The 19,408-nt window shown below is 26.9% G+C and carries 19 protein-coding genes and 1 tRNA gene; 11 read left to right on the top strand and 9 right to left on the bottom strand.

Annotation, left to right across the window (positions count from 1 at the left end; all coding sequences use genetic code 11):
• Window positions 1–18: 18 nt before the first annotated feature.
• The gene (locus tag C4S76_RS09630) at window positions 19–384 is read left to right on the top strand and encodes an MmcQ/YjbR family DNA-binding protein (RefSeq protein ID WP_105194259.1); all 366 of its coding nucleotides are present in this window, start codon (window positions 19–21) and stop codon (window positions 382–384) included.
• 43 nt (window positions 385–427) lie between these two features.
• Here C4S76_RS09630 and C4S76_RS09625 read toward each other — a convergent pair whose 3' ends face one another.
• Window positions 428–832, bottom strand: coding sequence for a hypothetical protein (locus tag C4S76_RS09625; RefSeq protein ID WP_105194258.1), 405 nt, complete (start codon window positions 830–832; stop codon window positions 428–430).
• 102 nt (window positions 833–934) lie between these two features.
• Here C4S76_RS09625 and C4S76_RS09620 point away from each other — a divergent pair, with 102 nt between their 5' ends.
• Complete coding sequence (locus C4S76_RS09620; protein WP_105194257.1) at window positions 935–1,399, top strand: regulatory protein RecX; 465 nt, start codon at window positions 935–937, stop codon at window positions 1,397–1,399.
• Here the strand turns inward: C4S76_RS09620 and trxA are convergent.
• The 3 genes from trxA to C4S76_RS09605 form a co-directional block, all read right to left on the bottom strand.
• Window positions 1,383–1,679 carry a thioredoxin gene (gene trxA / locus C4S76_RS09615; RefSeq protein WP_105194256.1) on the bottom strand — a complete coding sequence of 99 codons (297 nt, stop codon included), beginning with the start codon at window positions 1,677–1,679 and terminating at the stop codon, window positions 1,383–1,385. The genes C4S76_RS09620 and trxA overlap by 17 nt on opposite strands.
• 90 nt (window positions 1,680–1,769) lie before the next feature.
• Window positions 1,770–3,179 (bottom strand): hypothetical protein, encoded by a 1,410-nt coding sequence (locus tag C4S76_RS09610; protein WP_105194255.1) that lies wholly within the window; start codon window positions 3,177–3,179, stop codon window positions 1,770–1,772.
• Window positions 3,180–3,220: 41 nt separating this feature from the next.
• Window positions 3,221–3,820: an outer membrane beta-barrel protein gene (locus C4S76_RS09605; protein ID WP_105194254.1), complete on the bottom strand. Its 600-nt coding sequence runs from the start codon at window positions 3,818–3,820 to the stop codon at window positions 3,221–3,223.
• A gap of 80 nt (window positions 3,821–3,900) precedes the next feature.
• Here C4S76_RS09605 and C4S76_RS09600 point away from each other — a divergent pair, with 80 nt between their 5' ends.
• A complete protein-coding gene (locus tag C4S76_RS09600; protein ID WP_105194253.1) occupies window positions 3,901–4,593 on the top strand; it encodes a metal-dependent hydrolase in 693 nt (230 codons plus the stop codon).
• 65 nt (window positions 4,594–4,658) lie between these two features.
• Window positions 4,659–6,692, top strand: coding sequence for a M3 family metallopeptidase (locus C4S76_RS09595; protein ID WP_105194252.1), 2,034 nt, complete (start codon window positions 4,659–4,661; stop codon window positions 6,690–6,692).
• A gap of 5 nt (window positions 6,693–6,697) precedes the next feature.
• On the opposite strand, the gene radC is transcribed toward C4S76_RS09595, so the two are convergent.
• Window positions 6,698–7,375: a RadC family protein gene (radC, locus tag C4S76_RS09590; protein WP_105194251.1), complete on the bottom strand. Its 678-nt coding sequence runs from the start codon at window positions 7,373–7,375 to the stop codon at window positions 6,698–6,700.
• A 28-nt stretch (window positions 7,376–7,403) separates the two neighbouring features.
• The gene (locus C4S76_RS09585; protein ID WP_105194250.1) at window positions 7,404–7,925 is read right to left on the bottom strand and encodes a DUF7935 family protein; all 522 of its coding nucleotides are present in this window, start codon (window positions 7,923–7,925) and stop codon (window positions 7,404–7,406) included.
• Between the two features lie 247 nt (window positions 7,926–8,172).
• Between C4S76_RS09585 and C4S76_RS09580 the strand changes: the two genes are divergently transcribed.
• Window positions 8,173–8,246 (top strand) — tRNA-Asn (locus C4S76_RS09580).
• 625 nt (window positions 8,247–8,871) lie between these two features.
• On the opposite strand, the gene C4S76_RS09575 is transcribed toward C4S76_RS09580, so the two are convergent.
• From C4S76_RS09575 to C4S76_RS09565, 3 genes are all read right to left on the bottom strand, one after another.
• The gene (locus C4S76_RS09575; protein ID WP_105194249.1) at window positions 8,872–9,537 is read right to left on the bottom strand and encodes a response regulator; all 666 of its coding nucleotides are present in this window, start codon (window positions 9,535–9,537) and stop codon (window positions 8,872–8,874) included.
• A gap of 8 nt (window positions 9,538–9,545) precedes the next feature.
• Window positions 9,546–11,390 carry a tetratricopeptide repeat-containing sensor histidine kinase gene (locus C4S76_RS09570; RefSeq protein WP_105194248.1) on the bottom strand — a complete coding sequence of 615 codons (1,845 nt, stop codon included), beginning with the start codon at window positions 11,388–11,390 and terminating at the stop codon, window positions 9,546–9,548.
• A gap of 190 nt (window positions 11,391–11,580) precedes the next feature.
• On the bottom strand, window positions 11,581–12,009 hold the full coding sequence (locus C4S76_RS09565; protein ID WP_105194247.1) for a hypothetical protein: 429 nt from the start codon (window positions 12,007–12,009) through the stop codon (window positions 11,581–11,583).
• A gap of 361 nt (window positions 12,010–12,370) precedes the next feature.
• On the opposite strand from C4S76_RS09565, the gene C4S76_RS09560 reads away from it, so the two are divergent.
• The 6 genes from C4S76_RS09560 (at window position 12,371) to C4S76_RS09535 (ending at window position 19,376) form a co-directional block, all read left to right on the top strand.
• Entirely contained in the window at window positions 12,371–12,676 is a 306-nt protein-coding gene (locus tag C4S76_RS09560; protein WP_105194246.1) for a hypothetical protein, read from the top strand.
• Window positions 12,677–12,828: 152 nt separating this feature from the next.
• Window positions 12,829–14,589, top strand: a complete 1,761-nt coding sequence (gene mutL / locus C4S76_RS09555) for a DNA mismatch repair endonuclease MutL (protein WP_105194245.1) — start codon at window positions 12,829–12,831, stop codon at window positions 14,587–14,589.
• Window positions 14,590–14,603: 14 nt separating this feature from the next.
• Complete coding sequence (locus tag C4S76_RS09550) at window positions 14,604–15,383, top strand: rhomboid family intramembrane serine protease (protein ID WP_105194244.1); 780 nt, start codon at window positions 14,604–14,606, stop codon at window positions 15,381–15,383.
• 15 nt (window positions 15,384–15,398) lie between these two features.
• On the top strand, window positions 15,399–16,310 hold the full coding sequence (locus tag C4S76_RS09545) for a rhomboid family intramembrane serine protease (RefSeq protein ID WP_105194243.1): 912 nt from the start codon (window positions 15,399–15,401) through the stop codon (window positions 16,308–16,310).
• Window positions 16,311–16,486: 176 nt separating this feature from the next.
• Window positions 16,487–17,326 carry an endonuclease/exonuclease/phosphatase family protein gene (locus C4S76_RS09540; RefSeq protein WP_181044099.1) on the top strand — a complete coding sequence of 280 codons (840 nt, stop codon included), beginning with the start codon at window positions 16,487–16,489 and terminating at the stop codon, window positions 17,324–17,326.
• A gap of 145 nt (window positions 17,327–17,471) precedes the next feature.
• On the top strand, window positions 17,472–19,376 hold the full coding sequence (locus C4S76_RS09535) for a KUP/HAK/KT family potassium transporter (RefSeq protein ID WP_105194281.1): 1,905 nt from the start codon (window positions 17,472–17,474) through the stop codon (window positions 19,374–19,376).
• The last annotated feature ends 32 nt before the right edge of the window (window positions 19,377–19,408 follow it).

Below are 19,408 nucleotides of genomic sequence, written 5' to 3'. Positions count from 1 at the left end.
TGCTATATAATTAGAAATATGAATATAGAAGAATTAAGAGAATTTTGTCTTTCAATAAAAGGTGCCTCTGAAAGTTTTCCTTTTGACGAATATACCTTAGTATTTAAGGTAATGAATAAAATGTTTTTATACTTCTCTCTTTCACCTAAAAACAATGAATTTTTTGCTAATATGAAATGTGACCCGGAAAAATCAGAAGAATTAAGAGAACAATATGACGGAATAGATTTTGGATATCATTCAGATAAAAAATATTGGATATCTGTGTATTTAAATAAAGATGTACCAGATCCTTTAATTAAAGATTTAATTAATCATTCCGTAAGTGAAGTAATAAAAAAATTACCTATAAAAAAACAAAATGAATATAATAATGAAATATGAAAAAAAACGTTAAATAAAAGATAACTTAATAGAAAAAATTCATTTAATTATGGTAATCATTTTTCTTTTTTTTCTTTTTTGTAGTTTTATCTTTTTCTCCGTTTATAGCCCTTTCCCTTTTTATTTTTATATATTTTTCAAATTGTTCAGGAAGTAATATTTCTTTAAGCTTGGAATCGATTTCTCTGTCATTGTTTTCAATCATAAATCTTAATTCAGTAGCGTCGGTACCCTTATCTATAGCCGATTTTATTTTCTTATTACTTTCCATATATATATCATACAGTTCAAGTTTCTGAAAGTCATCCAAACTTACATCTTTATCTAAGGTTTCCAGTTGTTTATCAGTAAGGTCCTTCACATCTAGTTTTGGGTTGTCCTGAGCAATTAAGAAAAAACTTAAACAAAAAGTGAAAATAAATGAAAAAATACAGATTTTATTATTCATAAATATATGATTTAAACATCCTAAAATTACTAAAATAAATTTATCTATTTAGTTTTAGTTGAAATTTATATTTTTACAATCGCTTATATAAAGTAAATTTCAATGAATTCAATTTTAAAAATTAAAAAGAAATTAGCAGATTATTGTGTCTATCAAGATCGAAGTCATTGGGAAGTAGAAAAAAAAATAAAAGAAGCTTCTTATTTAAATGAAGAAGAAAAAGGGGAAATTATTATATGGCTGATTCAAAATAATTTTTTGAATGAAGAAAGATTTGCTAAAGCTTACGTAAAAGGAAAATTTAATCAGAAACAATGGGGAAGAAATAAAATAATTATAGGATTAAAACAAAAAAGAGTACCTGAGAAATTAATAGATATTGCATTAAATGAAATTGATGAAGAAGCATACCAAGCAACCTTAGAAATAGTTGCAGATAAAAAATGGAATTCACTAATTGAAAATACAGCCATTTCCAAAAAAAAGAAACTTATATCATTTCTTATTCAGAAAGGATATGAAAATCAATTAATTTATGATTTAATAAAAATTAAATATTATGATTAATTATTTCAACTAGCTCATGCACAGGTTTTACTCCACTTTCCCGCCATTTTAGTTTTCCATTTTTAAATAATAATAGTGTAGGAACCGATTGTATTTGATAAAAATTTGCCAATCCAGGATTTTTATCAATATCAATTTTTATAATATTAGCATTATTTCCTACTTTATTTTTTACTTCTTTTAGCATGGGAGCCAAAGTTTTACAAGGTCCACACCATTCCGCGGAAAAATCTACTAGTACAATTTTATTTTTATTAATTATTTCTGAAAAATTTCCCATATCCAATCAATTTTTATTACATCCCCTCAAAAATCAATCCTATTTATACAATATGACAAAAATCTCAATACGTAATTATCTAGGGAGTAATTATTTTTGATAAGCACCTAGATTAGGGTTTATAGTTCTGGATACACCATTTATATCTTTAGGAATAGCAATAGAATAGGTTAAATTACCTTTACCTATAGCTGGCGAGGCAGGTTTTAGATTTAATTTAGGATTATTATATCCGGTTTTATAAAAAAGAGGGTTTTGATTAACTATTATATCTTTAAAATTTGGATTTCCTTGAATAGTTATTTTGTCTGAATTGTTTCTAATAAGATTTGTATCAAAAGTATAGTTAAAAGTCGCATTTTTATTGATATCCATAAATAAGCTATTAGAGTTTCGAGTCCAAAGAATACAGTTTTTGAAAATAATATTTAATGGGTTATAAGAAATGCTTCCTTTATTAGAATAATAATTTGAAAGATAAACGGCATATCCCGGAGATAAATTTAAATTCCAATAGTTTGAAAATGTACAATGTGTGAAATCATAGTTACCGCCATTTTCTATAATTAAGTCACTTTTGCCACAATTATTCATTACTATATTTTCCCCTTTTATAGATCCTTTTATAGAATGAATTCCGGCATCCATAAAATTTACAATTTGAGAATTAAAAATATTTAACTCAGAATTTTTTTCTAAAAATAACCCTTGATTACCACCTTTTATAATAGCATAGTTTATATTGGCTTTAGTATTTTCCATTAAATGAATTTTATTCCAGTTAGCAGGTAGTGTATCATGTTCAATATCATGTCTGTCGCCACGTATTAATACTTTTTCATTTAAAGTTCCGTTAATAATAAGTTGGCATCCTTTATCTATTATTAAAGCCGCATTTTTATGTAAATATATCTTCGTGCCCTTATTTATAGTGAGCTTGGATCCATTAACAATTTTCAAGTTTCCATATATTACTTTAGATTTAGAACTATCCCATATCACATTAGATTTGATTTCTTTAGTACCGGAAGTAGAAAAATAAAAATCAGCATTTTCAACTAAAGAAATAAGTTTAACTTTTTGTATGTTTCCTACAGTTTCAAAAATAAGATTTTCATCAACTAAAGCAGTAGGAGAGGTTATAGTTTTCGGTGCTAATTCAATAAAAATATAAAGACTATCGTGAGCACGTAAGGAGACATTTTGAAAATTGTTATTATTGGCATTTCCTCCGGAAACACCGTCTACATTAATTTTAAATTGTGAGTCTAAATTTTTTTCCAGATAAATTCTGGGTATAGTAACATCTTCGTTTTGTTGGTTATAAACTTTTAAGACATAAGTATTTGAACGATTTTCAGAAAACACAGTATCTAGTATCAAGGTGTCTTTGGAAAATCGTAGGGGTTGACTGGCTAAATCGTAATTGTAATCATCCCGGCAAGAAAAAAAAATAATACTGATTAATAATATACAAACTACAGAATATAATTTTTTCATGGTATGATAATAAAAAAATTTATAATAAATGTTACTTAAAGTTAAAACTTATAACCTATGCTTAAAATTAATGAATTTTGTTTTTTTTCAAGTTGAAATTGTTGTCCGGAATGCTTATTTATAAATTTTGTTTCATTATCATTAAATCCGAACTCATATCTAACGTCGAATGTAAAAGAAGAAATATCTAAACCAGTTCCTACCTGTCCGGCCAATGAAAAATCATCAGTTTTTGTTTTTTTTATACCTTTTAGAGAAATTCCTTCATTTAAAGAAGTAGAAAAAACAGGTCCGGCGTATATTCGGCCTATTCCCAAAAAATTATGACCTACAAGCACAGGTATATCCAACCTGTTCGAATGAGCAGTAAAATCTCCTTGAGAAAAAGAATTAAAATCTGTTTTCATTGAAGAAAAATATATTTCAGGTTGTAAAAACCAGTTTAAAAAATGAATTCTGCTATAAGCTCCCATATGCCATCCAATATTATTTTTTGCATGACTTTCTTTAATATCAGTTACTAAATTTTTTAAATTTCCATCATATCCAAAAGCCATTCCACCTTTAATACCAAAATTTATTTGAGAAAAGCACACAGTAGGAATTATTAGTAAAATAAGTATAGAAAAACCTTTTTTCATAAGAATGTTTTTAAATGAAAATTTTTCAAAGATAATTAATAATTATTATATTTGAACTAATATTAAATTATAAGATAATTATGGAAATTGTATATTATGGTCACGGCTGTTTTTGCTTTAAGACAAGCACATCAAAAATTATTATAGATCCTTTTATTACAGCTAATGAATTAGCTAAAGAAATAAATATAAATGATATTAAAACAGATTATATTTTTCTTACCCATGCTCATTTTGATCATATTTTAGATGTAGAAGCTATTGCAAAAAATAATGATGCAACTATATTGGCTAATGTAGAAATAGCAAGGCATTATGAAAAATTGGGATTTAAAGTTATCCCAATGAATATAGGAGGAGTTAAAAAATTTGATTTTGGAAGAGTTAAAATGGTTTCGGCAGTTCATAGTTCTACTTTTCCAGATGGAATGTATGGAGGATTGGCAGCTGGGTTTCTAATGAAAATGGACGGAAAAGTAGTCTATTTTTCAGGCGATACTGCATTAACTCAGGATATGAAAAATCTTCCTTACGTATACGGTTATATTGATGTAGCTATATTACCTGTAGGAAATACTTTCACAATGGGTGTTTATGATGCAGTAGCAGCTGCAAAATTTGTTAAAACCCGTAATGTGATAGCATCTCATTATGATACTTTTCCGGAAATTAAAGTTCACAAAGAAAAAGCCAAACATGCTTTCTTGGCTGATGAAAAACATCTTACTTTTTTACCTATAGGAGGCTCTATTGATATTTCTAAATTTGTTTAATCTAAATAAAATATTATACTTTTGCTATAAAATCATTTAAAATTGAGTTTTGTAGCTTAACGATTATGAATAGTTTATTGAAAAAAATTGAGACGCCATTTGATAGTATACCGTTTGAAAATATAAACCAAGAAGACTTTAAATCTGCAATAGAATGGGCAATCAAAGAATCAAAAGAAGAAATACAAAAAATAATTGATAATACAGAACCACCTGGTTTTATCAATACTATAGTTGCCTTAGAAAATAGCGGTAAAAAGCTTAATATTATTTCAGCTGTTTTTTTTAATCTAAATTCAGCTGAAACCAATGATTATCTACAGAATTTAGCTCAGGAAATATCTCCTATGCTTGCAGAATATAGCAATGATATTATTTTAAATGAAAAACTGTTTGAAAAAATAAAAATAGTTTATGATACAACCCTTAAATCTAAGCTAACTCAAGAAGAATATAGATTACTAGATAAAACATATAAAGATTTTTATAAAAATGGGGCGCTACTATCTAAAGAAGATAAGCAGAAATTAAGGGAAATTTCTAACGAATTAGCAACTCTTACCGTAAAATTTGGTCAAAATGTATTGAGAGATACAAATGATTATATTTTACATCTTAAAAATGAAAAGGACTTAGAGGGTCTACCCGATTTAATTATTAGCATGGCTCGGGAGGAAGCAAAAAAAAGGAAACTAGACGGATGGGTTTTTACTTTACATTTTCCTAGTTATGTTCCATTTTTAAAATATTCTAAACATAGAGAGTTACGTAAAGAAATTTACATAGCATCTATGCAAAAAGGATTCAAAGATAATGAAAATAATAATGAAAAAATTATTCACCAGATTGTAGAGTTAAGACAGCAAAAAGCAGAGTTATTAGGATACAGCACTTATGCAGATTTAATTTTACAAGAAAGAATGGCTTCTAGTCCTAAGATTGTTTTAGATTTTCTTTTAGATCTTTTGAATAAAGCAAAGCCTTTTGCTGAAAAAGAGGTAAGTGAGTTGAAAGAATTGGCAGTGCAAGATGGAATTAATGAAATAATGGCTTATGATCATGCATATTATGCAGAAGTTTTACGAAAAAATAAATATGATTTATCAGAGGAAGAATTAAAACCTTACTTTCCCCTGAAACAGGTATTAAAAGCAGCCTTTGATGCGGCTAATAAATTATATGGATTATCTTTTAAAAAAAGGAATGATATCCAAAAATACCACCCCGAAGTAGACGTTTATGAAGTTTTAAATGAAGAGAAAAAAACATATGCGCTATTATATACAGATTTTTTTCCTCGTGAAGGGAAACGGGCTGGTGCATGGATGACTCAATATAAAGGGCAGTACAAAACTTTACAAGAGAATATAAGACCACATATTTCTATAGTTTGTAATTTTTCTCAGTCTAATGGAGATATTCCATCCTTACTTACTTTTTCAGAAGTAACTACATTATTTCATGAATTTGGTCATGCACTTCATGGTATTTTAGCAAACACAACATTTGAGTCTTTATCAGGTACTAATGTATATTGGGATTTTGTGGAATTACCATCTCAATTTATGGAGAATTTCTGCTATGAAAAGGAATTTCTAGTTACTTTTGCTAAACATTTCCAAACCGGAGAGGTATTAGAAGAAGATAAAATAGATAAAATAGTAGCTTCAGCAAATTTTTTACAAGGTTATCAAACCTTAAGGCAAATAGGTTTCGGTTTATTGGATATGGCATATCATACAAATCAATTAAAACCTTCCGATTCTATTGAAGATTTTGAAGAAAAACACATAAAGAAAACTCAGTTATATACTCATATTAAAAAAACTGCTATTAGCCCATCCTTTTCTCATATTTTTCAAGGCGGATATGCTGCTGGATATTATTCTTATAAATGGGCGGAAGTTTTAGATGCTGATGCATTTAGTTTTTTTAAAGAAAATGGAATTTTTGATTCTGAAACTGCAGATAAATTTAAAACTTTATTAAGTAAAGGCGGAACTGATGATCCTATGGAGCTGTATATTGCATTTAGAGGACGAAGGCCTCAGCCGGAAGCATTGCTTAAAAGAGCAGGCTTAATTACCCAAGATGTTTGATATATTTATAAAAGCCCTTCATCAGCAAAGCTTAAATAAGAAGATTGTGTAATAATTAAATGATCTATAAGTTTAATATTTAAGAGATTACCTCCATCTCTTATTTCTTGGGTAAGTTGTAGATCAGCTTTACTAGGTTGAGTATTTCCTGATGGATGGTTATGAGAAATAATTAATGATACGGCGTTGAGTTCTAAAGCTTGTTTAAAAATTAACCGCATATCTACTACAGTTCCAGTAATGCCTCCTTGAGATATTTTTTCTTTATGTAGAATAGTATGTGATTGATTTAGAAAGACGACCCAAAACTCTTCTATCATATTATCACCAATAATTGGATGTAATAATTTAAAAGCATCTTTAGAAGAAGAAATTTTTTCTTTTTTCAGGGCTTCTTGTAAAGATTTTCTTCTTCCAATTTCTAAAGAAGTTATTATTTCAATAGCTTTTACTTTTCCAATACCATTAAATTTGCAGAGGTCTTTAATTGATAGTTTAGCTAATTCATTCCAATTACCATTTACAGAAGATAAAATTCTTTGAGATAAATGTATACTGCTTTCTTTTTTAGAACCACTACCGATAATAATTGCCAATAATTCTGCATCAGAAAGAGAATTTTTGCCTTTAATTAGAAGTTTTTCTCTAGGTCGGTCATCTTCAGCAAGAGATTTTATATTCATGTCAAGTACAGTTTAAATTAATTAAAAATTATCCTAAACTTTGGAGATCTTTTTGTAAATATATGATAGCAGATGAAGAAGGGAATGGATGCTCCTTAAGTGAATATTTGATTATTTCTTCCTGTAGTGTTTTTCCTGTAGACTCCTCATTTAAAGATTGTGAAATTTCATTAATAAGTAATTGGGTTGCATTCTTAGCTGAAAAAATAATTTTCCATGTTTCAGGATGAATATAAACTTGTTGTGCTAAATTATGATCAAATTCATTTTGTATAGTTTCAATTAAAGAATATTCGTATCTCTTTAAATCTTGAGTAATGGGAATTCTTTTGACTAAGGCAGTGGGTTTTATACGTTCTAAGAATAATACCATTCTTTCATAAGCTTGTAATTTATTGGGTAGAATTTGATGTAAGTTTTGTTGTTTTAATTCAAAATCCCTTTTTTCTTTTTCTGAATTACAATATCTATTAAAAAGATAAATAAATGTACCTATTATAATTATCAAAATAAAAATATATGATAAAATAAATAAATAAGTAAATTCCATATAACTATTTTTTACAAAAATAATATATTCTGTATTGTAAAGGAAGTATTTTTAAAATAAATATAATAATAAAAAATTTAATACTAACAATGAATATTCAATTTAATTATTTGTATTTGAACATTCTAAGTATATGGCTTGTAATAAAAAAGAATGTAAAAAATGTATTAAATCCCAAATGGATAAAATTATTTAAAAAAATCATTTGGTAGTTAAAGATATTTATTATAGTTTTGCACACGCAAATTCCTCCTTAGCTCAGTTGGTTAGAGCATCTGACTGTTAATCAGAGGGTCGCTGGTTCGAGCCCAGCAGGAGGAGCCTTGGTTTAAAGGGTTGTAGTTTACTACAACCCTTTTTTATATTTATGGTAATTAAAACAAACTATTTTAAATTTAAATTTATATTAAATTCATAGATGAAAATTGATTTAATAATTAATAAATTTAGATTAATATTTTAACAGATTTTCAAATTTTTTTTGTGTTTGTTAGATAATATGTTAATACTTCTTCTACAAAAAAAGATATTGTATATTTTATTGTTATAAAATAAAGCTTATGTTATGTAATAATTGTATAATAAATGTAATTTTTTATGTTTGTATATCCAAAAAATATCATATATTTGAATCGATAAAAAAAGGGCATTGATCTGAGAGATCAACACCCTTTCAAGTTTTGTTACTATATGTTTATTATGATTATTTATGAAATATAGATTTTTTTGACGCTTAAACCTATTAAATAATAAAATAAAACATCATTAAGTAACATTTGTACACTTATGTTTGATTTTTAAATAAGGTTAATTTTAGGTTTAATGGCTTTACATTAAGCCTAAAAGTTTAATCTTGTAGCAAAGGTAATGCAGCATGTACTTCATTCCTTACGGATTTCCGTAAAAAAGAGCATTAAATTAAAAGAAGAAAATTGGGTTAGTATTTTTATATAAATCCTAATTCAATAACAATGCCTAAAAGTTGTTTAGTGTCTTTAGCATCAAAAGATTCTCGTAAAAATGCCAACCTTTTTTCAATAGAACTCTCACTATTAGGACTTATATGTTTTTCCTTTAAATATAATTCTACTTGTTTTTGGGTAAATCCCTGAGATAATAATTTAAGTAGATTTATATCATATTCACTAAACTCATAAACATGACTTTGTTTAGATTCTTTGTTGTCATGAGAAATATATGTTTGGTTATTGTTAATTGCAATGATAGCTTTTTTTAGTTCTTTAGAATCGTCTCTTCCTTTAGTAACAAATCCGTTAATTTGATAATCATCGAACATTGATTTGATTTTGTAAAATCTATTTTCGATCGAAAAGACTATAATTTTAAGATGAGGTTGTTCTTTTTTTGCTTCTTTTATTAATTCTTCTCCTCCAGATATTCTTTGTTCTCTGTAATCAGAAGCGAAAGATAAATCAGTAATTAATAAATCATAAGGATCCTGATCCAATAGAGCCCTTTGTATTTTTAACAGAGCGTCGTCGCAATAAAACACCTGATCAATTATAGGTATTATATTTAACTCTTCTATGGTTCTTTTTACTCCAAGGCTATAGCTATCAAAATCTTCTGCAATGAGTATCTTTCTGAACATATTATTATCTATTTTTGTAAATTTATGATAATTTTTACAGAAAATCCCTTTTTATATTCAATATTATATAAAATTTTTCCATTGATTGTGTTTATGCGATTTTCTATGTTTTTTAATCCTTTACCTGGTTTCCAGTTCTTGGAAGATGATATACCCACACCATTATCAAAATAATCAATTATCAAAACTTTATTTTTTTCTTTAAATTTTAAAGTAACTAAACTCGACCAGCTATGTTTTTTCATATTAGTCATAAGTTCTATTATAACGTAATATAATTCCTCCTTTATTTTAATTGAAATATCTTCCCATATCAATTTACTATTTCCTAAAAGTATAATTTTCGTGTCCTTTTTTCCATAAGGTTGAAGCATGTCTTTCAAGAGATTTGCAAAATCATTTTTCAAGTCTGTCTTAAACTCTGATTCATGAGATATATTTCTAGATCTGTTATAAAGTTCTTCTAAATTATTTATGATTTTTGATGAATTAAGGTCAGAATTATTTTCCAGTTGAATCATTAAGTAATAAATTCCGTTGGCTACTTCATCATGGACTTTTTTGGAATATTTAATTTCAGTTTTATGTACTTCCTCCAATTTTTCCTGTTTAAACTTTTCCTTTCTCCTTTTATACCATGTTATTAAAATAATTAAAATTATAATTGTAACTCCTGTTATTGAAAATACTAATACTCGTTGTTTAAGAATTTGATAATTTTTTTGGGCATTTAAAGCTTTAAGTTGTAAATTTTCTTCTTTATTTTTTTCAACTTCATAGCGTATTAAAGCAAATTGATTTTTTGCCTTACTTCTTTTAGTTTGTATACTATCATTAAGATGAAAATAGGAAACAAAGTGTTTTTTTGCTTCTGAAGGGTTTTCTAATAATGTTAGCTTTTGTAATGCTTCTAATTGATCATCTGGAGTGCCCACTTTTTTTGCTATTTTATACATAAGTTTTGCATGATAAACAGCTTTTAAAGGATTTGTTTTAGCGAAGTATCTTGAAAGATGTGAGTGGTTGGCTATTTGTCCTTGTAAATCATTTTCTTTTTCCCGTATTTTTAAAGTTTTAATAAGCTCGGGCTCTGCATTGTATTTAGGGTTGTTCAGCCATTTTGCATAAGCAAGATTATCTTCAATTTTAGCTAGAATAATTGGGTGATTGTATAATTCAGGTTCTGTTTCAAGTAATTTTGTTAATTGTTTAATAGCACTATTATATTCTTTATTCTTTAAATATATGACAGCTTGATTGTTTTTGATGGATAGTATGTCAAGTTTGTTTACTGTATAATTTAGGGATTTTGTATAGTAATCAATTGCCTGAGCATAATCTTTTTGTTCTGTTTTAGAAATAGCTAAGCAATTGTAAACAGAAGAAATAAAAGAATTATATTCCGGAGATTTCAAATATTTTAACGCTTCTACTGCAGTCTCTTCACTTCCAAAGTAATCTCCTTCATTAGCTTGTAGAATAGCCATATTGATTAAATTAACCCCAATATGGGAAGAATCTTTCTGAATCAGAAATTCTTCTTTTGAATGATTAAAATAATAAAATGCACTATCACTGATATTTTTGTTAAGATAATAATACCCAACTTCAAAATATATTTTTCCTAATAATAAAGAATTTTTATCTGATCGGGCATTTTTGATGTCATTAAAAACTTCTTTAAAATTATTATCATTATATTGATGTATCTTTAAATTGTTGGAGGTTTCAGAAGGGTTTAAAATAGAGACAGGTGAATCACAAGAATATAAAATGAAAAATATATAACAAAATAAATTTATTTTTTTAAAGATGGAAAGTAAAGAAAAATTATTTTTATTTAAACCAAACATAATTAAACAAAGATAAAGAATTTGATTTTATTAAAAAAGAATAGTATAAAGATAAAAAAATAGATACTAACTCTTATTAGTATCTATTTTTTTTAGGTTTTTTAAGATCTTACAAAATATATTTTAAGGCTGTTGAATTATAAGATCATTATAAGCATAATAGTATAATTTTCTTTTAAAAGAAATTTTTCTACCAATTAGGTCTCCTAGGTAATTGTATAAGTTCCCCGGTAGTACTAACCTTTTTGTTATCAAGTTTGTTATCAAGTCTTCTAGGCAACTGAATAAGTTCACCACTTGTATTAACCTCTTTATTATCAAGTTTGTTATCAAGTCTTCTAGGCAACTGAATAAGTTCACCACTTGTATTAACCTCTTTATTATCAAGTTTGTTATCAAGTCTTCTAGGTAACTGAATAAGTTCACCACTTGTATTAACCTTTTTGTTATCAAGTCTTCTAGGCAACTGAATAAGTTCACCACTGGTTTCAGCGGCTTGAATTTTTTGTTGGGATCCTTTTGATATTTCTCCATCAGTAAGATCGTTATAATCCTCTCCAACACAGGATATTACTCCTAAACTGGAAATAAGAATTCCGATAAGTAAAATTTTTTTCATTTTTATTCAACTTTAAATTTTAACATTAGCGTGCTTACTTTAATGGTTATAAAGTAAGATCACACCCAATATCTCGGGATAATTAAGAAATTAGTTAATAGCTGACATAATAAATATCCCGATATAATTAATATTAGCTACTTTTTATTCCTTTATTTAATTCATTTTGTACATTTGCTACATAGCCATTCAATTGAATTATTTACAAAGTAAAAGAGTTAAGTCCAAAAAATATGGACAATGTAAAGACTTTTGAGGGACAAATTAATATTATGTTATATTGAGAATAAAAATCATTATTTTATGATATATTTATTGTTTAAAAAAAGATTTAGAGACAGAATTAAATCTGGTTTAATTTATGGAATATCAAGAGGTAATGAGACAGATTATTTTTTTAGCTTTTTCTAAAGCTGAAAAAGAAACTTTGCAAATATTAAAAACCCCACTTTCTAAACATATTTCGCATGAAATTGAAATCCATTATAAAGTTTATATTAGTGAAAAAACATTTATAAGATATTACGATAAATTTATAAATGAAAAGGAAGGTTCAACAGCTAATCCAAATAGACGTATAATAGATTTTTTATGTAAATATATTGGGTTTGAAAGTCTTATAGATTTTTATAATAAAGTTTATATAAACAAGGATTCTTCTTTGTAAAAAAGTGTGGCTTAAATATTGTAAAGTTTAAATAATATCAATTTTTTAGGTATAATATTTTCCCTAAAAAATTGATATTTTATACTTTGCTTATTACTTTGAAAAAGTATACATAACATTTACTTTTCAAAAGATTTAATAACTTTGCAAATATGCCAGATATAATTCATTTACTTCCAGATAATGTGGCTAATCAAATAGCAGCAGGAGAAGTAGTCCAAAGGCCTGCATCTGTGGTTAAAGAATTGTTGGAAAATGCTATAGATGCTGGAGCTACTCAAGTTATATTAATAGTAAAAGAAGCCGGTCGAAATTTGATTCAGGTCGTGGATAATGGTATAGGGATGAGTGTAACAGATGCCCGAATGGCATTTGAACGGCATGCTACATCAAAAATATCAAAAACAGAAGATATATTCCATATACAAACCAAAGGTTTTAGAGGAGAAGCACTAGCCTCAATTTCTGCTGTGGCCCAGGTAGAACTTAAAACTAAAAAAAACGAGGAAGAAATAGGTACACATGTGGTAATAGAAGGAGGAGAATTTATAACCCAAAAACCTATTAATACCGCAACTGGAACAGTTTTTTTAGTAAAAAATTTATTTTTTAATGTACCTGCTCGTAGAAAATTTTTGAAATCTAATTCTGTTGAATTAAGGCATATATTAGATGAATTTCATAGGGTAGCCTTAGCACATGAAACAGTACAATTCCAATTATTTAATAATGAAGAAGAATTGTTTAGGTTACGTTCGGGGGGAGTATTACAACGAATATCTGAAATTTTTGGACGTAAAATTCAGCATCAATTAATTCCTGTTTCAGAACAACTAGAGTGGATCCGTTTAAGTGGGTTTATAGGAAAACCGGAAAGTGCGAAAAAAATAAGAGGAGAACAATTTTTCTTTGTAAATTATCGTTTTTTTAAATCAAATTATTTAAATAAAGCTGTACAAGATGCTTTTGAAAATTTGATTCCGTCAAAATATTTACCGTCATTTTTTATATATATAGAGATTGATCCTGAAAAAATTGATGTAAATATACATCCTACTAAAACAGAAATTAAGTTTGAAGATGAGTCCTCTATTTATATGTTGTTAAGAACTACAATAAAAAAATCTTTAGGAGTATATAATGTTGCTCCCAGTTTGGATTTTGATCAGAATCCGGAGTGGAGTAATTTAAGTTCTGTAAACAAAAATACCTCTATAACAGAACCTAAAATCAAAATTAATCCTACATATAATCCTTTTGAAGAAAAAAAAATTATTACATCCAAAGAAAAGATAAATTTACAAGAACTTTATGCTTCATCAAGAAAGGAAATATTATCTCCTGAAATATTTGATTTACCTAACCCTCCTTTAATAGAAGAACAATCTTTATTAAGGCTTTCAAATGGAAGATGGGTCATAGAGAAGGAAAATAAATTATGGTTTTTAGATCCTTATAGAATACATCAGACTGTATTATATGAAAATCATTTAAAAAATTATAAAGGGAATGCTTTAAGCCAGCAGTTATTATTCCCTATAAATCGTCCAGTATATGATATGGAAAAAGAAAAATTAGATTCTATCAAAACCCCTTTATTTGCTTGTGGTTTTGATATGGATATAGAATCTGATATTGTAACGATTACTGCAATTCCTTCAGATGTTCCTCAAGAGAAGGTAATTGATATTATAGATGATTTATTAATGGAGCTTTCTGACCATTCTGAAGATGAATTTTCTACATTTTTTAGTAAATCTGTTTCTAAAGTTTCAGCCAAAAAAAGAAATGAATTTATCCAACCTTCACAGTTTTATCCTATATGGAAAAATTTTGAGTCTTTAGGGTGTCCAAAATATAATCCATTTGGAAAGAAAAATTTTGAACAAACTGTTATTATTGATTTTGATTAATTAATTTTTTGCTAATGAATAGAGTAATACCACCGGTAACTAAAAATTTATTAATATTAAATACTATTTTTTTCGCTGCGCGATATATATTGGGAATGAATGGCATAGATTTAGACGTAATTTTTGCATCTTTTTTTCCTTTTTCTCCAAATTTTCATTGGTATCAGACTATTTCTCATATGTTTATGCATGGAGGATTTGCTCATTTTTTCTTTAATATGTTTTCTTTATGGATGTTTGGTTCTGCAGTTGAACAGGCATTAGGAACAAAAAAATACTTAATCTTATATTTTGTTTGCGGCCTAGGGGCATTTGCTCTGTTTAATCTAGTTAATTTTTTTGAATTTAAGCATTTATATGATTCTTTACTTGCTGAAAATATTCCTTTAAATGAAGTTGGGCAATATTCTAAATTAAGTATTTATAGCTCAGATAACGATATTCAGAGAATGGGTACACAATGGTTAACTACTTTACCCAAAAATACAAATTATAATATAGCGAGTAGGTTTTATTTAAATTTAGTAACACCTTTGTTAGGGGCTAGTGGTGCTATTTATGGTGTTTTAGTGGCTTTTGGAGTTATGTTTCCCAATTCTGTTTTAATGTTGATATTTCCCCCTATTCCTATGAAAGCTAAATATTTTATACCTATAATGGTATTAATAGAATTATTTCTGGGTGTAAAAGAAGTTCAGGGTGATAATGTAGCTCATTTTGCACATTTAGGTGGAGCAGTATTTGGTTTTTTCTTAACACGTTATTGGGTGAAAAATAGATATAGGTGGAATTAAAAAAAGAAGTTTTTTATGTATAATGATTGGATAAATAAAATAAAATACTATTATAGAAGTGGTACAGAAGGAGTAAAAATAATCTACATATTTATAATTTCTTCTTTTGTTTACTGGATTTTCAATTTTATTTTGATGAATCTAACAGGTTTCTCATTAGAACCAGTAATTTTTTTGTCAGCAGATAAATTTATCCCTTATATTTGGACACTTTTTACTTTTCCTATAGTGCAAAAAAATCTTTGGGATTTATTTTTTGCCATGATAATGTTATATTTTACAGAAAAGATTTTTAGAATTTATTTCAATGGAAATAGTTTTATTAAATTTTTTGTTTTAGGAAATATTTTCGGTGGAATAATTTTTTTATTATCTAGTTTACTTACCGGATATACTTATATTTTTTTAAATGGTGCTATTGTTGGGATATATAGTGTGCTATTTGCTGTTATATCTTATAATCCTAGAATGCCGGTTTCTTTATTTCCATTACCCGTTCAGTTTCCAATTTATGTATTAGGGATAATTTTTATAGTATTAGATGCTTTTTCATCTTTGAGTTCATCATCTCTTACAATGAATGTATTTATAGCAAGGATAGCTGCAGCAGCTTTCGGTTTTTTTTACATGAAATCATTTCAGACAGGAAATGATTTTTTAGGAAAAATAGTTCCTAATTTTAATACTTTCTACAAAATATTTTCGTTTATCAAAGTAAGGATTTTTTCTTCTAAAAACAGAAAAAAAGAAAAAATTCAATATCAATCAACCAAATCAGGTGTTCATACAAATAAAAATTTTAATGAAAATAAAATAGAAAATCAGAAAAAAATAGATGCTATCTTAGATAAGATATCTAAATATGGATATGAAAACCTTACAAAAGAAGAAAAAGAATTTCTATTTAATTCTTCTAAAAAATTATGATATTTATTACACATAATAAAAAAAACTATTTATTTTTTAGTTTACATTGTATAATAGCTTTATTGTTATGTATAGTATATCTTAATAAAATAGTCCAGCCCAAAGATTTTCCATATTTGGGGCTTATTTCTTTGATATTTCCCATTTTATTTATTTTTCATCTTTTATTTACAATAATGTGGTTAATAAAAAGAGAATTGATATTCATACCTTTTTTATTATTTACGATTTTTTTACTTTTTCCTATAAAAAAATACATACATTTTGGAAATAAAATCATTGCAAATAAGACATCAAAAAAGCAATTTAAAATTTTAACTTATAATATTCGTTATGCCAACGAAAGTAAGGATTTAAGGGCTTTAGAAGATTCTGTAATAAAACGAGATGTAGATATAGCTTTTTTTCAAGAAATATATACGAGACAGTGGAGGTCTAAAGAAACATTTTTAGTGGATAGGTATAATGCTGTATTTGATTTGGTAGCAATTTCTTCAAAATATCCTATAATTAATAAACAAAAGATAATTCTTCCGGGAAATGGTTATGCTTGTTTGGCAGATATTCAAAAAGACGAATCCATAATCAGGTGTATAAATATTTATTTAGAGCCTATGTTTTTAACAAAAAATATATTTAGAATAGAAAAAGTAGATGATGCTAAAGATAAAACAAAGGTTGTTGTTGAAAAATTGTCAACAGGATATAAAAAACATCAGGTTCAAATAGATTTATTAATTAAATATATAAAAGAGTCTCCTTATCCTACTATTGTTTGTGGAGATTTAAATTCAGTACCTCTATCTTATGAATATTTTCATGTAAAAGGAAATATGTTAGATGTTTTTGAGTTATGTGGATCAGGCTTAGGAATGTCCTTTTATGATTATTTTTATCCAATAAGAATTGATTATATATTTACGAGTCCCGATTTTATTCCTAAAAGCAGTTATGTAAATAAAAATATAAAATTTTCAGATCATTATCCGGTTTTTGCTTTTTTACAATTAAAATAATTCGTTTAAAAAATTATCAAATAAAATAAAATTAATGGTTATTCTATAAATATTATAAATTTGTATCAGTTTATTAAACATAAATAAGGTGCAAAACAATAATTCAATTACGGCTAAATTTACTTTCGTAGGTTTAATTGTTACCATGGGGATTGTATTTGGAGATATTGGTACTTCTCCATTATATGTGATGAAGGCCATAGTAGCCGTAGGTAAAGGTAGAATAAATCAGGACTTTGTAGAAGGAGCTCTTTCATGTATTATATGGACATTAACTCTTCAGACTACTGTAAAATATGTATTAATTGCATTAAAAGCAGATAATAATGGAGAAGGGGGAATATTAGCACTTTATTCACTAGTGAAAAAATTAAAAAAAAAATGGCTTTATATTGTTGCAATTTTAGGGGCAGCAGCTTTAGTTTCTGATGGAGTTATTACCCCGTCAATGACCATTGTTTCTGCTATAGAAGGATTGAAAATTTATAATCCTCATACTCCGGTTATATTTATAACCCTTTTAATTTTAATGGTATTATTTGTTGTTCAGCAATTTGGAACTCAATCGATAGGGAAATTTTATGGACCAATAATGTTTTTATGGTTTATAATGTTGGCTATTTTAGGAATTATAGAAGTTATCCCTCATCTTTACATATTTAAAGCTATAAATCCGTATTACGCAGTTAGGCTTATCATAACAGAACCAGAAACTCTTGTTATTATGGGGGCGGTTTTCCTTTGTACCACAGGAGCAGAAGCATTATATTCAGATTTAGGACATTGTGGAATAAAAAATATAAGAATTAGTTGGTTCTTTGTTAAGACTTGTTTAATATTAAATTATTTGGGGCAAGGAGCTTGGATTCTTTCAAATCCAGCGGAAGCAAATAGTGGAGGGAATCCTTTTTTTATGATGATGCCCCATAGTTTTTTAGTAATAGGGGTTACAATGTCCACTTTAGCCGCAATTATTGCAAGTCAGGCTTTAATAACAGGGTCTTATACTATTTTTAGTGAGGCTATGTCATTAGACTTTTGGCCTAGGCAGCGTATAGAATATCCTTCTTACCAAAAAGGTCAAATGTATATACCGGCAATAAACTGGGGTTTATTGATTTCATGTATTATAGTGGTGATTCATTTTGAAGAATCATCAAGAATGGAAGCAGCCTATGGCTTAGCAATAACGATAACCATGCTTATGACAACAGTATTGTTAATTTACTATCTTAATTATAAAAAAGTTAATAAATTTTTGATTTTATTATTTGCAGTAGTTTATATTACTTTAGAAGGTGGTTTTTTCTATGCTAATGTATTAAAATTTAAAGATGGTGGTTGGATAACAATGCTGTTGGCAGGAATTATAGCATTTTGTATGTATATTTGGTATAATGGTAGAAAACTTAAAAATAAATATGTCCAATATGTAAGTTTAAAGCCCTATTTACCTATTATACAGGATATGAAAAATGATAAAGAAATACCTAAATATTCAAATAATTTAGTATATGTAAGCAGAACAAAAAAACCTGTAGAAATAGAAGCAAAAATTATTTTTTCCATTATAAATAAAAATCCTAAAAGAGCAGATTATTATTGGTTTTTAAGGGTTGAAAATGATTCTAACCCCTATACTTTTGAATATGATGTTTTAGAGTTAATTCCAAATACTTTGTATAATGTGAATTTTAAATTAGGATTTAAAGTTGAACCTTTAATCAACATATACTTTAATCAAGTATTAGAAGACCTTAAAGCATCAGGGAAAATTAGTCTCATAAGTAATTACCCATCATTAAAGAAATATGATATACCCTCTGACTTTAGATATATTTTAACTGATAGAGTTTTTAATCAAGAATATTTGTTATCAATAAAAGAAAGGTTTATATTAAGATTTTATAATTTAGTTAAGTATATAGGAATTTCTGATACAGCAGCATTGGGTTTGGATACTTATAATGTACAGGTTGAAGAAGTACCTATGCTTACAGATGTAATTTATAAAAACAGAATAAAAAGAATAAAAACAAATCAAATCTAGATATTTTTTGTTTACTTAAATTTAACTATATT

Origin of the sequence: Apibacter adventoris, assembly GCF_002964965.1 — a bacterium.
Lineage (GTDB): Bacteria > Bacteroidota > Bacteroidia > Flavobacteriales > Weeksellaceae > Apibacter > Apibacter adventoris.
The sequence above is the reverse complement of the archived record's forward strand: the minus strand, read 5'-3'. Positions and strand labels throughout refer to the sequence as shown.

What these genes read in the sequence shown, in the direction of transcription:
- C4S76_RS09585 (WP_105194250.1), bottom strand. Translation starts at nt 7,925, where the DNA reads ATGGAATTTACTTATTTATTTATTTTATCATATATTTTTATTTTGATA.
- C4S76_RS09610 (WP_105194255.1), bottom strand. Translation starts at nt 3,179, where the DNA reads ATGAAAAAATTATATTCTGTAGTTTGTATATTATTAATCAGTATTATT.
- trxA (WP_105194256.1), bottom strand. Translation starts at nt 1,679, where the DNA reads ATGGGAAATTTTTCAGAAATAATTAATAAAAATAAAATTGTACTAGTA.
- C4S76_RS09545 (WP_105194243.1), top strand. Translation starts at nt 15,399, where the DNA reads ATGTATAATGATTGGATAAATAAAATAAAATACTATTATAGAAGTGGT.
- C4S76_RS09565 (WP_105194247.1), bottom strand. Translation starts at nt 12,009, where the DNA reads ATGAAAAAAATTTTACTTATCGGAATTCTTATTTCCAGTTTAGGAGTA.
- C4S76_RS09620 (WP_105194257.1), top strand. Translation starts at nt 935, where the DNA reads ATGAATTCAATTTTAAAAATTAAAAAGAAATTAGCAGATTATTGTGTC.
- C4S76_RS09575 (WP_105194249.1), bottom strand. Translation starts at nt 9,537, where the DNA reads ATGTTCAGAAAGATACTCATTGCAGAAGATTTTGATAGCTATAGCCTT.
- C4S76_RS09600 (WP_105194253.1), top strand. Translation starts at nt 3,901, where the DNA reads ATGGAAATTGTATATTATGGTCACGGCTGTTTTTGCTTTAAGACAAGC.
- C4S76_RS09570 (WP_105194248.1), bottom strand. Translation starts at nt 11,390, where the DNA reads ATGTTTGGTTTAAATAAAAATAATTTTTCTTTACTTTCCATCTTTAAA.
- mutL (WP_105194245.1), top strand. Translation starts at nt 12,829, where the DNA reads ATGCCAGATATAATTCATTTACTTCCAGATAATGTGGCTAATCAAATA.
- C4S76_RS09550 (WP_105194244.1), top strand. Translation starts at nt 14,604, where the DNA reads ATGAATAGAGTAATACCACCGGTAACTAAAAATTTATTAATATTAAAT.
- C4S76_RS09560 (WP_105194246.1), top strand. Translation starts at nt 12,371, where the DNA reads ATGGAATATCAAGAGGTAATGAGACAGATTATTTTTTTAGCTTTTTCT.
- radC (WP_105194251.1), bottom strand. Translation starts at nt 7,375, where the DNA reads ATGAATATAAAATCTCTTGCTGAAGATGACCGACCTAGAGAAAAACTT.
- C4S76_RS09540 (WP_181044099.1), top strand. Translation starts at nt 16,487, where the DNA reads ATGTGGTTAATAAAAAGAGAATTGATATTCATACCTTTTTTATTATTT.
- C4S76_RS09625 (WP_105194258.1), bottom strand. Translation starts at nt 832, where the DNA reads ATGAATAATAAAATCTGTATTTTTTCATTTATTTTCACTTTTTGTTTA.
- C4S76_RS09535 (WP_105194281.1), top strand. Translation starts at nt 17,472, where the DNA reads ATGGGGATTGTATTTGGAGATATTGGTACTTCTCCATTATATGTGATG.
- C4S76_RS09630 (WP_105194259.1), top strand. Translation starts at nt 19, where the DNA reads ATGAATATAGAAGAATTAAGAGAATTTTGTCTTTCAATAAAAGGTGCC.
- C4S76_RS09605 (WP_105194254.1), bottom strand. Translation starts at nt 3,820, where the DNA reads ATGAAAAAAGGTTTTTCTATACTTATTTTACTAATAATTCCTACTGTG.
- C4S76_RS09595 (WP_105194252.1), top strand. Translation starts at nt 4,659, where the DNA reads ATGAATAGTTTATTGAAAAAAATTGAGACGCCATTTGATAGTATACCG.